Raw genomic sequence first — 13814 nt, 5'->3', positions numbered from 1 at the left:
CTTCCGTGGGCGCTGCAGATTTGAGGAAGCCTGCTCCTAGTACGAGAGGACCGGAGTGGACACACCTCTGGTGTACCTGTTGTCACGCCAGTGGCATCGCAGGGTAGCTAAGTGTGGAAGAGATAACCGCTGAAAGCATCTAAGCGGGAAACTCGTTTCAAGATGAGATCTGCCGGGGCCTTGAGCCCCCTGAAGGGTCGTTGTAGACCACGACGTTGATAGGCTGGGTGTGGAAGCGCAGTAATGCGTTAAGCTAACCAGTACTAATTGCCCGAGCGGCTTGACCCTATAACTTTGGGTTTAGCTCAGAAATGAAAAGACAGAATGAATCATGCAAGTGATCATTCAAGTTATGCCAAAAAGGCGCAATCGAATAAGCTGATCGAGACTCTATGAATTCGTTGGATTGAAAGTGAGCTTTGATTAAGAAGTTAATCGAAGAGCGATCAATCTGACAAAAAGTTTATGCCTGATGACCATAGCAAGTTGGTACCACTCCTTCCCATCCCGAACAGGACCGTGAAACGACTTAGCGCCGATGATAGTGCGGGTTCCCGTGTGAAAGTAGGTCATCGTCAGGCTCTTACGCCAAAACGCCTGGCTCACGCCAGGCGTTTTCTTCTCTCTCTTCGAAAGAGGGGTGAGAAGAAAACGCAAAAACGTTTTTAAAGTGCTGCAAAACAGTGCTAAAATCTAAGGCTTCGCTGATCACAGCAAGCAACGAAATTCAAAAGTGGTTCTGCCGGTTTTGAGTTCTCGGTTCCTTAAAAAAATACAGCCGATAAGCGTGGGCGTTTGATGGCAAGCAGCCAGTTCTTCGGAACAAAACTCTTCGGAGTATCAAGCGCTCACAAAAACAGTAATTATTGAAGAATTTATTCTTCTTGATTCCGTCAAGTGAGTGAGCAGTCGAAAGACTTTAAATTCAAGATCGAACTATAGAGTTTGATCCTGGCTCAGATTGAACGCTGGCGGCATGCTTTACACATGCAAGTCGAACGGTAACAGGTCTTCGGATGCTGACGAGTGGCGAACGGGTGAGTAATACATCGGAACGTGCCTAGTAGTGGGGGATAACTACTCGAAAGAGTAGCTAATACCGCATGAGATCTACGGATGAAAGCAGGGGATCGCAAGACCTTGTGCTACTAGAGCGGCTGATGGCAGATTAGGTAGTTGGTGGGGTAAAGGCTCACCAAGCCAACGATCTGTAGCTGGTCTGAGAGGACGACCAGCCACACTGGAACTGAGACACGGTCCAGACTCCTACGGGAGGCAGCAGTGGGGAATTTTGGACAATGGGCGAAAGCCTGATCCAGCAATGCCGCGTGCAGGATGAAGGCCCTCGGGTTGTAAACTGCTTTTGTACGGAACGAAAAGCTCTGGGCTAATATCCCGGAGTCATGACGGTACCGTAAGAATAAGCACCGGCTAACTACGTGCCAGCAGCCGCGGTAATACGTAGGGTGCAAGCGTTAATCGGAATTACTGGGCGTAAAGCGTGCGCAGGCGGTTATGTAAGACAGAGGTGAAATCCCCGGGCTCAACCTGGGAACGGCCTTTGTGACTGCATGGCTAGAGTACGGTAGAGGGGGATGGAATTCCGCGTGTAGCAGTGAAATGCGTAGATATGCGGAGGAACACCGATGGCGAAGGCAATCCCCTGGACCTGTACTGACGCTCATGCACGAAAGCGTGGGGAGCAAACAGGATTAGATACCCTGGTAGTCCACGCCCTAAACGATGTCAACTGGTTGTTGGGTCTTAACTGACTCAGTAACGAAGCTAACGCGTGAAGTTGACCGCCTGGGGAGTACGGCCGCAAGGTTGAAACTCAAAGGAATTGACGGGGACCCGCACAAGCGGTGGATGATGTGGTTTAATTCGATGCAACGCGAAAAACCTTACCCACCTTTGACATGTACGGAAGTTACCAGAGATGGTTTCGTGCTCGAAAGAGAACCGTAACACAGGTGCTGCATGGCTGTCGTCAGCTCGTGTCGTGAGATGTTGGGTTAAGTCCCGCAACGAGCGCAACCCTTGCCATTAGTTGCTACATTCAGTTGAGCACTCTAATGGGACTGCCGGTGACAAACCGGAGGAAGGTGGGGATGACGTCAAGTCCTCATGGCCCTTATAGGTGGGGCTACACACGTCATACAATGGCTGGTACAAAGGGTTGCCAACCCGCGAGGGGGAGCTAATCCCATAAAGCCAGTCGTAGTCCGGATCGCAGTCTGCAACTCGACTGCGTGAAGTCGGAATCGCTAGTAATCGTGGATCAGAATGTCACGGTGAATACGTTCCCGGGTCTTGTACACACCGCCCGTCACACCATGGGAGCGGGTCTCGCCAGAAGTAGGTAGCCTAACCGCAAGGAGGGCGCTTACCACGGCGGGGTTCGTGACTGGGGTGAAGTCGTAACAAGGTAGCCGTATCGGAAGGTGCGGCTGGATCACCTCCTTTCTGGAAAAATGCTGCTTTAAATTGAACGTCCACACTTATCGGTTGTTGGAACAAGCCAAAGCTTGATAGGCAAGGAAACTTGCTTGTTGTGTTGAGGAATGGGTCTGTAGCTCAGCTGGTTAGAGCACTGTGTTGATAACGCAGGGGTCGTTGGTTCGAGCCCAACTAGACCCACCAAGATTCCAATGCCAGTGCAAGAGGATCCTGGGGGATTAGCTCAGCTGGGAGAGCACCTGCTTTGCAAGCAGGGGGTCGTCGGTTCGATCCCGTCATCCTCCACCAAGTTTAAAAATGATAGCGCCTGAAGGTGCTATAATCGTTGGCTCAGCAGATGTTGCAAGGCATGAGGTTGAGAAGCAAGAAAACAGAAATTCAATATAAAAGCAGTCTGAAGCAGACTGCTTTTATATTGATCTTTGATCAATAGGCTGTTCTTTAAAAATTCATAGAGTCGAAATCAGCGTTGCTGGTGGAAAGCGCAAACCAAGGTTTGTGCACCGTGCCATCAGCAACTTTTTGATTGCGTCAAAACAAATATTTTGCGAAAGCAAAGATATTTAGTAATGACGAATATTCTCTAAGCTGTATCGAAAGATACAGCCAAAGATATTCACATTACGGCATAACGCGTGAGGTGCAAGACCTCACCAGTCTTTGAAATCTAGAGCTTTGTGTTTCGCAAGAGACGTCAAAGTTATAGGGTCAAGTGACTAAGAGCATATGGTGGATGCCTTGGCGATGATAGGCGACGAAAGACGTGATAGCCTGCGATAAGCTTCGGGGAGCTGGCAAATAAGCTTTGATCCGGAGATTTCTGAATGGGGGAACCCACCTCGCAAGAGGTATCGCATGATGAATACATAGTCATGCGAAGCGAACCTGGAGAACTGAAACATCTAAGTACCCAGAGGAAAAGACATCAACCGAGATTCCGATAGTAGTGGCGAGCGAATTCGGAAGAGCCTTGCAGTGATAGTCGACCGGTTAACAAAATGGCATGGAAAGGCCAACCATAGTGGGTGATAGTCCCGTATGTGAAAACCGATCGGTGGTACTAGGCTGCAGACAAGTAGGGCGGGGCACGAGAAACCCTGTCTGAATATAGGGGGACCATCCTCTAAGGCTAAATACTCATCATCGACCGATAGTGAACCAGTACCGTGAGGGAAAGGCGAAAAGAACCCCGGGAGGGGAGTGAAATAGATCCTGAAACCGTATGCTTACAAAAAGTCGGAGCCTCGTAAGGGGTGACGGCGTACCTTTTGTATAATGGGTCAGCGACTTACATTCAGTGGCAAGCTTAACCGAATAGGGGAGGCGCAGAGAAATCGAGTCCGAATAGGGCGATCAGTCGCTGGGTGTAGACCCGAAACCAAGTGATCTATCCATGGCCAGGATGAAGGTGCCGTAACAGGTACTGGAGGTCCGAACCCACTAATGTTGCAAAATTAGGGGATGAGCTGTGGATAGGGGTGAAAGGCTAAACAAACTTGGAAATAGCTGGTTCTCTCCGAAAACTATTTAGGTAGTGCCTCAAGTATTACCGTCGGGGGTAGAGCACTGTTTAGGCTAGGGGGTCATGGCGACTTACCAAACCTATGCAAACTCCGAATACCGACGAGTACAGCTTGGGAGACAGAGCACCGGGTGCTAACGTCCGGACTCAAGAGGGAAACAACCCAGACCGCCAGCTAAGGTCCCTAAAATTGGCTAAGTGGGAAACGAAGTGGGAAGGCTAAAACAGTCAGGATGTTGGCTTAGAAGCAGCCATCATTTAAAGAAAGCGTAATAGCTCACTGATCGAGTCGTCCTGCGCGGAAGATGTAACGGGGCTAAGCCAGTTACCGAAGCTGCGGATGTGTCATTTATGGCACGTGGTAGGAGAGCGTTCTGTAAGCCTGTGAAGGTGTCTGGAGACGGATGCTGGAGGTATCAGAAGTGCGAATGCTGACATGAGTAGCGTTAAAGGGGGTGAAAAGCCCCCTCGCCGTAAGCGCAAGGTTTCCTACGCAACGTTCATCGGCGTAGGGTGAGTCGGCCCCTAAGGCGAGGCAGAGATGCGTAGCTGATGGGAAACAGGTCAATATTCCTGTACCGATCAATAGTGCGATGTGGGGACGGAGAAGGTTAGCTCAGCCAACTGTTGGATATGTTGGTTCAAGCCTGTAGTCATGCCTGGTAGGCAAATCCGCCGGGCTAAGATGAGGGGTGATAACGAGTCTGCTTGCAGACGAAGTGAGTGATACCCTGCTTCCAGGAAAAGCCACTAAGCTTCAGCTATTGACGACCGTACCGCAAACCGACACTGGTGCGCGAGATGAGTATTCTAAGGCGCTTGAGAGAACTCAGGAGAAGGAACTCGGCAAATTAACACCGTAACTTCGGGAGAAGGTGTACCCCAAGTCAGTGAAGTTGAACAAACGGAGCTAAAAGGGGTTGCAAAAAATTGGTGGCTGCGACTGTTTAATAAAAACACAGCACTCTGCAAACACGAAAGTGGACGTATAGGGTGTGACGCCTGCCCGGTGCTGGAAGATTAAATGATGGGGTGCAAGCTCTTGATTGAAGTCCCAGTAAACGGCGGCCGTAACTATAACGGTCCTAAGGTAGCGAAATTCCTTGTCGGGTAAGTTCCGACCTGCACGAATGGCGTAACGATGGCCACACTGTCTCCTCCTGAGACTCAGCGAAGTTGAAATGTTTGTGATGATGCAATCTCCCCGCGGAAAGACGGAAAGACCCCATGAACCTTTACTGTAGCTTTGTATTGGACTTTGAACGGATCTGTGTAGGATAGGTGGGAGGCTTTGAAGTGTGGTCGCTAGATCACATGGAGCCAACGTTGAAATACCACCCTGGTGCGTTTGAGGTTCTAACCTTGGTCCATTATCTGGATCGGGGACAGTGCATGGTAGGCAGTTTGACTGGGGCGGTCTCCTCCCAAAGCGTAACGGAGGAGTTCGAAGGTACGCTAGTTACGGTCGGACATCGTGACGATAGTGCAATGGCATAAGCGTGCTTAACTGCGAGACTGACAAGTCGAGCAGATGCGAAAGCAGGACATAGTGATCCGGTGGTTCTGTATGGAAGGGCCATCGCTCAACGGATAAAAGGTACTCTGGGGATAACAGGCTGATACCGCCCAAGAGTTCATATCGACGGCGGTGTTTGGCACCTCGATGTCGGCTCATCTCATCCTGGGGCTGTAGTCGGTCCCAAGGGTATGGCTGTTCGCCATTTAAAGAGGTACGTGAGCTGGGTTTAAAACGTCGTGAGACAGTTTGGTCCCTATCTTCCGTGGGCGCTGCAGATTTGAGGAAGCCTGCTCCTAGTACGAGAGGACCGGAGTGGACACACCTCTGGTGTACCTGTTGTCACGCCAGTGGCATCGCAGGGTAGCTAAGTGTGGAAGAGATAACCGCTGAAAGCATCTAAGCGGGAAACTCGTTTCAAGATGAGATCTGCCGGGGCCTTGAGCCCCCTGAAGGGTCGTTGTAGACCACGACGTTGATAGGCTGGGTGTGGAAGCGCAGTAATGCGTTAAGCTAACCAGTACTAATTGCCCGAGCGGCTTGACCCTATAACTTTGGGTTTAGCTCAGAAATGAAAAGACAGAATGAATCATGCAAGTGATCATTCAAGTTATGCCAAAAAGGCGCAATCGAATAAGCTGATCGAGACTCTATGAATTCGTTGGATTGAAAGTGAGCTTTGATTAAGAAGTTAATCGAAGAGCGATCAATCTGACAAAAAGTTTATGCCTGATGACCATAGCAAGTTGGTACCACTCCTTCCCATCCCGAACAGGACCGTGAAACGACTTAGCGCCGATGATAGTGCGGGTTCCCGTGTGAAAGTAGGTCATCGTCAGGCTCTTACAGAGAAAAACCCCGTAATCGAAAGATTACGGGGTTTTTTATTTGCGGAATGCAAAAGCGTTGAAGACTGGGTCATCAAAAAGCAGAGCAGCTTGTGCTGGCTGTGATTGGGCTCCAGAGCCTAACAACCTGCAAACCCATAAAAAGAGAGCGCATAGCGCTCTCTTTTTATAAAGAAGTTATTGAGCCGTAGAGGGCAGTTGGAAGCGAAGAACACCTTGCTGATCTACTCTGCGCTCCAACTGTTTGCTGAACCACAGGTAGTGGAGGTGGGCCAGAGCTTCGCCCATGGCAAATGTCATCTGGTGTGTGTCTAGCTGGCGTTTGAAGAGGATGGGCAAAATGTCTGCGGCGCTGAGAGACTGGGTTTGTGCGGCCTCCATGATGTCGTTCAGATGTTCTTGATGGTGATCTAGCAGCTGCTGAATTCGTTGATGGAGACCTGTAAATGGTTTGCCATGCGATGGCAGTACATAGGTATCCATGGGCAGTGCAAAGTAGCGCTGCAGTGATGTGAGAAAAAGTTGAAGCGGATTGGCTTCAGGTTCGGTGGAGTGAACGCTGACGTTGGCTGATATGCGTGGTAGCACCATATCGCCGCTGATGAGTAGGTTGAGGTCTGGGCAGAATAAGGCCATGTGCTCGGGGGCGTGGCCATAGCCTGCGATGCATTTCCAGTTACGACCGCAGATATCGATGTCCAAGCCATCCATGATGCGGTGATAGGTGTTTGGAATGGGGGCAACCAGCGAGGAGTAATAGCTGCTGCGGGTGCGTACATGCTGGAGAAATTCTTCGTTTCTTTGCCCATGCAGGCTGTAAAAATCCGCACCGGATTCGCCGCCGAAGCCATCTTGGTCTTTCATGGCGACACGGGCTACGTTGTAATCAGTAGCACTTATCCACAGGGGGGCATCCCAATGCCGGCTAAGCCATCCGGCCAAGCCGATATGGTCTGGGTGCATATGTGTGACGATGATGCGAAGAACGGGTAAGCCTTCGAGCTGGGTCGCAAAGATCTGTTCCCATTGCTGACGTGCTTCGCTGCGGTTGACGCAGCAATCCACAACAGTCCAACCTTCGCGCATCTCGCCGTGCTTGTCGACTTGTCGATCACGTAGTAGCCACAGGTTGATGTGGTCCAGCGCAAACGGCAGGGACATGCGAATCCATTTGATGCCGGGAGCTACCTCGATGGTTTCAGCGAGGCCTGGCAAGGTGTCACCCAGAGGGTAGTGGAGTGCGGATTCGTGGCTTGATTTCATGGTGCAGGATATCGTTTAGCATTGACGTTAACGTAAACGTCAGTTTTATAAAAGCATTTTAGGGACCGGGCCACTCTTTGCAGTCGCCTGAGTGATGCAAGACTTCACCCAGACAGAATCATGTTGACCAGTTACACCATCAGCGATCTTGCCAAAGAGTTTGATCTCACCACGCGGGCGATTCGTTTTTATGAGGATATGGGCTTGCTGCAGCCCGAACGCTCTGGAACTGGCGGGCGTAATCGTGTGTATTCGGCCCGAGACCGCGCACGTCTGCGCCTGACCTTGCGAGCGAAGCGACTGGGCTTGTCGCTTTCCGAGGCCAAGGAAATCATCGATATGTATGACAGCCCGCGCGATACAGGCGTGCAGTTGCGCAAATTTCTGGATGTGCTGGCTGTGCACCGCAAACAGCTTGAAGGGCAGATGGCTGATCTGCAGGTGACGCTGGAAGAGGTGCGTGAGCAGGAGAAAGAGGCGCGTAGCTTGTTGAAGAAGAGTGAGAGCAAAAATACCGCATAATTGACGTTTACGTAAACGTAAATTGATAAAGCGTTGCTGCTGGGAGTTGCCAATGTCAGCTTTGGGTGCGGATGAGGTTTTGGACTTCGCTAGCCGGGTGAGGGAAAGCTTTTCCTGCCAAGGAGCCATGGGCACACTTGGGGCCGAGCTGACCCGTATCGAGCCTGGCACTGTGGATATCTGTCTGGACTGGGCGTCCGGCTTGACCCAGCAACATGGCTTTTTACACGCCGGCATGGTGTCCACCGCGCTGGATTCAGCCTGCGGCTATGCAGGGCTGACGCTGATGCCCGCCGATGCAGCGGTGCTTACGATCGAATTCAAAATCAATTTATTGGCACCTGCCAAGGGCCAGCGCTTTCGCATGGAAGGCCGCGTTATCAAGCCGGGGCGCACGATCACCGTATCTGAGGGCAAAGCGTTTGCCATTGATCAGGGAAAAGAAAAATTGATTGCCACGATGAGTTGCACCTTGATGTGTGTACAGCATCGTGAGGGCATCAATAACTAGAGATTCACAACTGAGACCAGCCAGACTAATACCTACAGGAGACAACCATGAGCCTTGCCAATTTGCCAGGACTGAACTTTCAGCTCGGTGAAGATATTGATGCACTGCGCGATGCCGTGCGTGACTTTGCGCAGAGCGAGATTGCGCCGCGTGCGGCTGAAATTGATCGTACTGACCAGTTCCCCATGGATGTATGGCGCAAGTTTGGTGAGCTGGGAGTGCTGGGCATCACCGTCTCGGAGCAGTATGGCGGCGCCAATATGGGCTATCTCGCCCACATGGTTGCGATGGAGGAAATTTCGCGTGCCAGTGCTTCCGTGGGCCTGTCCTATGGCGCGCACAGCAATTTGTGTGTGAACCAGATCAACCGTAACGGCACTGAAGCGCAAAAAGCCAAGTACCTGCCTAAGCTGATCAGCGGCGAGCATGTGGGCGCTCTGGCTATGAGCGAGCCGGGTGCTGGCTCAGATGTCATCAGCATGAAGCTCAAGGCTGAGGACAAGGGCGGCTATTACCTGCTCAATGGCAGCAAGATGTGGATTACCAATGGCCCCGACGCAGACACGCTGGTGGTCTACGCCAAGAGTGAACCTGAAATGGGCGCGCGCGGAGTGACGGCCTTTTTGATCGAGAAGGGCATGCCCGGTTTTTCGGTTGCGCAAAAGCTTGACAAGCTGGGTATGCGTGGCAGCCACACAGGTGAGTTGGTGTTCCAGAACGTGGAGGTGCCGGCTGAAAACATCCTTGGCGGCCTGAACATGGGGGCCAAGGTGCTGATGAGCGGACTGGACTACGAGCGTGCCGTGCTCACAGGCGGACCACTGGGAATCATGCAAAGCGTGATGGATAACGTGGTTCCTTACATCCATGACCGCAAGCAATTTGGCCAGAGTATTGGAGAGTTTCAGCTCATCCAGGGCAAGGTGGCAGACATGTACACCGTGCTGCAAGCGGGCCGATCTTTTGCTTATACGGTCGCTAAAAATCTCGATCTTCTGGGAACTGACCATGTCCGTCAGGTCCGTAAAGACTGCGCCAGCGTCATTCTCTGGTGTGCCGAGAAGGCCACCTGGATGGCTGGCGAGGGCGTACAAATCTATGGTGGCAATGGGTATATCAACGAGTATCCGCTCGGCCGACTGTGGCGAGATGCGAAACTCTATGAGATTGGTGCCGGCACCAGCGAAATTCGCCGCATGTTGATTGGGCGCGAATTGTTTGCTGAAACCTGCTGAAAAAGCAAGAGCTGCGCCATTCTTTCAACCACCAAAAAAAGAAGGATAGCTTCATGACAACGACCTCCATCGAAGAATTGTTTGTCCACAACCGCGAATGGGCAGACCAGATGGAGCGTGATCGTCCTGGTTTCTTTACCGGACTGATGGCGCAGCAAAAGCCCAAGTACATGTGGATCGGTTGCTCTGACAGCCGCGTCCCAGCGAACCAGATTACAGGTCTGGAGCCTGGCGAGGTATTTGTGCACCGTAACGTGGCCAACGTGGTGGTTCCCAGCGATCTGAATTGCCTGTCAACCATTCAATACTCCGTCGATCACCTGAAGATTGAGCACTTGATGGTCGTCGGCCATTACGGCTGCGGCGGCGTGTATGCCGCACTGAATAACCTGCGTCTGGGTCTGGTGGATAACTGGACTCGCCACGTGCGTGACGTGCGTGACAAGCACATCAAGCTGCTGGAAGGCATATCCACCCAGTTCCGTCACGATGCGCTGTGCGAGCTGAACGCTATTGAGCAGGTGGTCAATGTGGCCCAATCAACGGTGATGCAGGATGCCTGGGCGCGTGGTCAGAAGGTCACGCTGCACGGTTGGTGTTATGGCCTTAACAATGGTCACATTACCAACCTCGAAATGACGGTGCCTGACGTGGGTGGCATGGAAGAAGTCTATAACCAGGCGATTGAAAAAGTCGCAACCCGCAAGCGCGCCTGATTGCTGCCCTGCGCGCAATAGTGCTGCAGCGCTGGATGTGAGCCTTGGTCGCATCCAGCCTGGCTGTACTGCCTAATTGATACTGGAGCGACTGGCCCGCCATGTTTCCGCAACGACTGGATGCCCCCGAGGCCTATGCCATTGCGCAGGCTCTCATGCATGGCTTCAACCTCTACTACCGCATGTTCAATGCGGTGGCTGCCAACGCCAAGCAGCGCTTTGAGTCCATGGACTGGCAGAGTCAGCAGCAGGCCCAGCGAGAGCGAATAGAGCTTTATGGCCTGCAGGTGCGCGCCTGCATTGAAAGACTCGAGGGCGAATTCGCAACCAGCCAGCAGTCCATGGCGGTATGGCAGCAAGTCAAGCTGCATTACATCGGCTTGATGGTCGATCATCTGCAGCCTGATCTGGCCGAAACTTTCTTTAACTCCGTCACCACCAAAATTCTGCACCGCACGCACTTTCAGAACGACTTCATCTTCGTGCGTGCCGCGGTCAGTACCGAGTATTTAGAGAACCCTGTGCCGGGTGCTGTACCGACTTATCAGGTCTATTACCCAGTCAACCTTGAGCAACTGGAAGGCGCGCTGCAAACCGCGTTAGAGCAGTTGCAGTTGCTTGGTCCCTTTGAAGATTTGCCGCGAGATGTGCATCTGCTGGCTGAGCGCGTGCGTGAAAAGCTGGCCGGGCTGACGCTGCGTGCCAACTTCCAGATACAGCTGCTCTCCAATCTTTTCTATCGCAACAAGGGCGCGTATCTGGTGGGTAAGATCATCACCGGCTATACGGAGCTGCCTCTGGCCATTCCCATTCTGCATGGCAATCAAGACCAGCTCATCTTGCACGCCGCCTTGTTTGGTGAAGATGACCTGCATGCGCTTTTCAGCTTTGCCCGGGCTTACTTCATGGTGCATATGGAAGTGCCCAGTGCGTATGTTAGCTTTCTGCGCAGTCTCATGCCGCGCAAGCCGCGTGCCGAGATTTACAACGCGCTGGGGCTGGCCAAGCAGGGCAAGACGCTGTTCTACCGCGACTTTCTGCACCATCTGCGCCACTCCAGTGATCAGTTGCGTATTGCGCCCGGTATCAAAGGGCTAGTCATGCTGGTTTTTGACCTGCCCAGTTTCCCCTACGTCTTCAAGCTCATCAAAGACCGCATCGCCAGCAGCAAAGATGTGACCCGTGCGCAGGTCAAGGCCAAGTACCAGCTGGTCAAACAGCATGACCGTGGTGGCCGCATGGCAGACACCATGGAGTACAGCCTTGTCTCCTTCCCGCGCAGCCGCTTCAGTGAAGAACTGCTGGCCGAGCTGCAGGCGCAGGCCCCTGATCAAATCGAGATCAGTGACCGCGATGGTGATGGCCAGGAAGAAGTCATCATCAGCCACCTCTACATTGAGCGGCGACTGGTGCCACTGAACCTGTTTTTGATGGAGTGTCTGGCCGAGTCTGACACCAAACCGGCCCGCCGCGCCGCCATGGAGCGCGCCATTCTTGAGTATGGCAACGCCATCAAGGATCTGGTCGCCACCAATATTTTTCCGGGCGACATGCTATGGAAGAACTTTGGCGTGACGCGTGGTGGCAAGGTGGTTTTCTACGACTACGACGAGATTGAATACCTGACGGACTGCAACTTCCGCAATGTGCCTGAGCCGCGCAATGAGGAAGAGGAAATGTCTGGCGACATCTGGTATTCGGTCGGGCCCAAGGATGTGTTTCCTGAAACCTTTGGGCCGTTTTTGCTGGGCCACCCCGCCGTGCGTGACATCTTCATACGTCATCACGCTGACTTGCTGGAGAGCGATTTCTGGCTCGCTCACCAGAGCCGCATTCGCGATGGTCACTTTGTCGATGTGTTCCCGTATGAGCGCAGCCGCTTTCTGCATGAAGGCGATGCCGGGCTGGACACTAACACTGTCAATATTTCCGCTAATAGCCTCAACTGAAGAGGCAGACCGTACCTGTCCATTTTTGAAGGAGACAAACCGTGCATCAAGACCCCGTAGTAATCGTCAGCGCCGCTCGCACACCCATGGGCGCGTTTCAAGGTGATTTTTCCGATCTGGCCGCCCATGACCTGGGTGGCGCGGCCATCAAGGCCGCTGTCGAGCGCGCAGGCATCAAGCCCGAGCTGGTAGAGGAAGTGCTGTTTGGCAACTGCCTGATGGCTGGACAAGGTCAGGCGCCTGCGCGCCAGGCGGGCTTCAAAGGCGGCCTGCCGCAAAGCACGGGGGCGGTAACGCTCTCCAAAATGTGCGGCGCGGGCATGGAGGCAACGCTTCTGGCGCACGATCAGCTCATCGCTGGCAGTCGTGACGTGATGGTTGCCGGTGGCATGGAAAGCATGACCAACGCGCCCTATTTGCTGAAAAAAGGCCGTGGTGGCTACCGCATGGGTCACGACAAGATCTTCGACCACATGATGCTGGACGGTCTTGAAGACGCCTATGAAGAGGGTCGCTCCATGGGCACTTTTGGCGAAGACTGCGCTGCCAAATACAGCTTTACCCGCGAGGCACAAGACGCCTTTGCCATCGCCAGCGTGCAGCGCGCTCAGGCGGCCACAGAAAGCGGTGCGTTTGCTGCTGAAATCACGCCTGTCACCGTCAAAACCCGCAAGGGCGATGTGACGGTGAGCGTTGACGAAGGCCCGGCCAAGGCCAAGCCAGAAAAGATCAGCAGCCTCAAGCCAGCGTTCAAGAAGGACGGCACCATCACTGCCGCTTCCAGTTCCAGCATCAACGACGGCGCGGCTGCCATGGTGCTGATGCGTGAATCCACCGCCAAGCAACTGGGTTGCAAGCCGCTGGCGCGCATCGTCTCTCACGCCTCGTTTGCGCAGGCACCTGAGTGGTTCACCACGGCCCCTGTGGGCGCCACCGAGAAGGCGCTGAAGAAGGCCGGCTGGACGGTGGCTGATGTGGACCTGTGGGAAATCAACGAGGCTTTTGCCGTCGTGCCCATGGCATTGATGGCCGATTTGAAGGTGCCGCACGACAAGGTCAACGTCAATGGCGGAGCCTGCGCTCTGGGTCACCCCATTGGAGCCAGCGGTGCGCGTATTCTGGTCACCTTGATCCATGCGCTGCAGGCGCGTGGCAAGAAAAAAGGTCTGGCCACGTTGTGCATTGGTGGCGGTGAAGCCACGGCCATGGCGATTGAGCTGATCTGACGCTGTTTGGGTTAAACGGTCACTGGATTGATCTACAGTGATCGCA

The 13814-nt window shown here is 53.1% G+C and carries 7 protein-coding genes, 2 tRNA genes and 5 rRNA genes; 13 read left to right on the top strand and 1 reads right to left on the bottom strand.

Features of this window, described 5'->3' with window-relative positions; all coding sequences use genetic code 11:
- The 7 genes from CLU84_RS18185 to rrf (CLU84_RS18155) all read left to right on the top strand — a co-directional run.
- Positions 1 to 288: ribosomal RNA gene (locus CLU84_RS18185) — 23S ribosomal RNA — on the top strand; the annotation flags it as partial.
- 180 nt (positions 289 to 468) lie between these two features.
- Positions 469 to 581 (top strand): 5S ribosomal RNA (rrf, locus tag CLU84_RS18180).
- 352 nt (positions 582 to 933) lie between these two features.
- A 16S ribosomal RNA gene (locus CLU84_RS18175) occupies positions 934 to 2466 on the top strand.
- A gap of 100 nt (positions 2467 to 2566) precedes the next feature.
- Positions 2567 to 2643 (top strand) — tRNA-Ile (locus CLU84_RS18170).
- 29 nt (positions 2644 to 2672) lie between these two features.
- A tRNA-Ala gene (locus CLU84_RS18165) sits at positions 2673 to 2748 on the top strand.
- Between the two features lie 418 nt (positions 2749 to 3166).
- Positions 3167 to 6046 (top strand): 23S ribosomal RNA (locus CLU84_RS18160).
- Positions 6047 to 6226: 180 nt separating this feature from the next.
- Positions 6227 to 6339: ribosomal RNA gene (rrf, locus tag CLU84_RS18155) — 5S ribosomal RNA — on the top strand.
- Between the two features lie 184 nt (positions 6340 to 6523).
- Here the strand turns inward: rrf (CLU84_RS18155) and CLU84_RS18150 are convergent.
- On the bottom strand, positions 6524 to 7609 hold the full coding sequence (locus tag CLU84_RS18150; protein WP_099739019.1) for an MBL fold metallo-hydrolase: 1086 nt from the start codon (positions 7607 to 7609) through the stop codon (positions 6524 to 6526).
- A gap of 120 nt (positions 7610 to 7729) precedes the next feature.
- Here CLU84_RS18150 and CLU84_RS18145 point away from each other — a divergent pair, with 120 nt between their 5' ends.
- The 6 genes from CLU84_RS18145 to CLU84_RS18120 all read left to right on the top strand — a co-directional run bounded on the left by CLU84_RS18145 (position 7730) and on the right by CLU84_RS18120 (position 13768).
- Positions 7730 to 8131, top strand: a complete 402-nt coding sequence (locus CLU84_RS18145) for a MerR family DNA-binding transcriptional regulator (RefSeq protein ID WP_099739018.1) — start codon at positions 7730 to 7732, stop codon at positions 8129 to 8131.
- Positions 8132 to 8183: 52 nt separating this feature from the next.
- Positions 8184 to 8642 (top strand): PaaI family thioesterase, encoded by a 459-nt coding sequence (locus tag CLU84_RS18140; RefSeq protein WP_099739016.1) that lies wholly within the window; start codon positions 8184 to 8186, stop codon positions 8640 to 8642.
- A gap of 47 nt (positions 8643 to 8689) precedes the next feature.
- On the top strand, positions 8690 to 9877 hold the full coding sequence (locus CLU84_RS18135) for an isovaleryl-CoA dehydrogenase (protein ID WP_099739014.1): 1188 nt from the start codon (positions 8690 to 8692) through the stop codon (positions 9875 to 9877).
- Between the two features lie 53 nt (positions 9878 to 9930).
- On the top strand, positions 9931 to 10593 hold the full coding sequence (can, locus tag CLU84_RS18130; protein ID WP_099739012.1) for a carbonate dehydratase: 663 nt from the start codon (positions 9931 to 9933) through the stop codon (positions 10591 to 10593).
- A gap of 101 nt (positions 10594 to 10694) precedes the next feature.
- Positions 10695 to 12542, top strand: coding sequence for a bifunctional isocitrate dehydrogenase kinase/phosphatase (gene aceK, locus CLU84_RS18125; RefSeq protein WP_099739010.1), 1848 nt, complete (start codon positions 10695 to 10697; stop codon positions 12540 to 12542).
- A 41-nt stretch (positions 12543 to 12583) separates the two neighbouring features.
- Positions 12584 to 13768, top strand: a complete 1185-nt coding sequence (locus CLU84_RS18120) for an acetyl-CoA C-acyltransferase (RefSeq protein WP_099739008.1) — start codon at positions 12584 to 12586, stop codon at positions 13766 to 13768.
- Positions 13769 to 13814 lie beyond the last annotated feature (46 nt).

The organism is Comamonas sp. 26, from assembly GCF_002754475.1.
In the GTDB taxonomy this organism is placed as follows: Bacteria; Pseudomonadota; Gammaproteobacteria; order Burkholderiales; family Burkholderiaceae_C; genus Comamonas.
This window is presented reverse-complemented; position numbering and strand designations above follow the sequence as displayed.

Coding starts and splice junctions, on each gene's coding strand:
- CLU84_RS18150 (WP_099739019.1), bottom strand. CDS start 7,609: ATGAAATCAAGCCACGAATCCGCACTCCACTACCCTCTGGGTGACACC.
- CLU84_RS18145 (WP_099739018.1), top strand. CDS start 7,730: ATGTTGACCAGTTACACCATCAGCGATCTTGCCAAAGAGTTTGATCTC.
- CLU84_RS18140 (WP_099739016.1), top strand. CDS start 8,184: ATGTCAGCTTTGGGTGCGGATGAGGTTTTGGACTTCGCTAGCCGGGTG.
- CLU84_RS18135 (WP_099739014.1), top strand. CDS start 8,690: ATGAGCCTTGCCAATTTGCCAGGACTGAACTTTCAGCTCGGTGAAGAT.
- can (WP_099739012.1), top strand. CDS start 9,931: ATGACAACGACCTCCATCGAAGAATTGTTTGTCCACAACCGCGAATGG.
- aceK (WP_099739010.1), top strand. CDS start 10,695: ATGTTTCCGCAACGACTGGATGCCCCCGAGGCCTATGCCATTGCGCAG.